The 878-nt window shown below is 55.8% G+C and carries 1 protein-coding gene; it reads left to right on the top strand.

Translation table 11 applies throughout. The annotated features are described in order from the left end of the window. Positions 1-185: 185 nt before the first annotated feature. Positions 186-689: an RNA-guided endonuclease InsQ/TnpB family protein gene (locus NW848_RS02930; RefSeq protein ID WP_414510455.1), complete on the top strand. Its 504-nt coding sequence runs from the start codon at positions 186-188 to the stop codon at positions 687-689. Positions 690-878 lie beyond the last annotated feature (189 nt).

An 878-nucleotide genomic window follows, 5' to 3' on the forward strand; every position in this document is an offset into this window, starting at 1 on the left:
TTAGCTAATCCGCCGTTCGCGCTAGCGGGACGTAGTCCTGGAAGCCCCGCTCTGTACCCCCCTATATCCCAGCCCCCCAGTCCCCCAGCCCCCCAGTCCCCCCGTATACGGGGGGATATAGGGGGGCGGGCCGGTCAGAGTCGGGATGAGAGGCGGGAGCGTTCAACAGGTACAATGCATTCATCATGAGAACCGCTTACCAGTACCGCTTGCGCCCTACTGCTAGCCAAGTCGCCCTGATGGGTGAGTGGCTGGAGCTGCTGCGTAAGCAGTACAACTATCGCCTGGCAGAACGGTTCAACGGGTGGGAGCAGAATCGCTGCAACAGCCACGCTTGCCCGTTGACAGTCTGCCATCTGCCTGTGTTGAAAGACAAGCCCACCTTCGACTCCCAGAAACGAGACTTGGTAAACACAAAGGCTCTCTTCCCCGAATACCAAGCGATTCATTCCCAGGTGCTCCAAGACTGTGTAGAACGAGTGCAAAGAGCGTTTGACCGATGGCTAAAAGGTGACTGTAACGGCAAGCGGGCAGGCAGGCCCAGGTTTAAGGGTGTTGGGCGGTATCGCTCCTTCACCTTCCCTCAGATGAAGCAGGACTGCATTCGAGGGCAGTTTATCCATCTGCCCAAGGTTGGGCCGGTCAAGCTGGTCCAACACCGCCCTTTGCCCGACGGTTTTACAAAGTAGCCAACCAGCGCAAAGATTTTCACTACAAGATGGCAAAGAAGTTGTTAAGTAAGGGGAAGCACATTGCTCATGAGGCGCTTACTATTAGGGGTCTGGCTAGAAGCAGACTAGCCAAATCTGTTGATGATGCTGGGTGGGGTGAGTTCCTGCAAATTTTGGCAGCCAAGGCTGAAAGAGCTGGGCTGTTGA

This window comes from Synechococcus sp. RC10A2 (assembly GCF_047502605.1).